A 561-nucleotide genomic window follows, 5' to 3' on the forward strand; every position below is an offset into this window, starting at 1 on the left:
GCCTTTTTTATAATCATCAGCAAAGATTGTGTTTAAAGAATTTTTGCTATATTGATCACCGGCTGTTGAGGCTTTTCTAAACCAAAATACGGCTTTATCTGTACTAGCGGCCACACCTAGCCCGTAATAATAGATATTTCCTAGCTCTCTCTGTGATCTGACATTATTATGACTGGCCAGTAGCTCAAAAATCTCTTTTGCCTGACCATAATTTTTATTTTTCTTTTCAGAGAGAGCTCTTTCTAGATGCTCATTTTCGGCCTTTTTGTATTCGGAACTATAGGCTCTGCGAGCATTATAAAGTAGCCCCAAGCTTTTTAATTCATTGCCCTTATCGTGTTCAATCTTTGATAGGTAATAATAGCCATCAGAATTACCCCGGCTTGAAATTTTACCGCATACAGCCTCTGCGGTTTGTTTATCTCCGGCCTTGTAATATTCTGCACAAGATTGAGCAGTTGGATTTTCAAGTGGATTGGAAGCACAACCAGACAAAATTGCTAGGATTCCGAATCCCAAAAACATCCTCTTCATTTCTTCTCCTTTTTGTTTCTGCATATG

The 561-nt window shown here is 38.5% G+C and carries 1 protein-coding gene; it reads right to left on the minus strand.

Features of this window, described 5'->3' with window-relative positions:
* Positions 1 to 534, minus strand: a 534-nt coding sequence (locus A3761_RS18850; protein WP_197473119.1) for a lipoprotein, incomplete at its 3' end; no start/stop codon positions are given.
* Positions 535 to 561: the final 27 nt, after the last annotated feature.

The sequence above is a fragment of the Oleiphilus sp. HI0123 genome, from assembly GCF_001635315.1.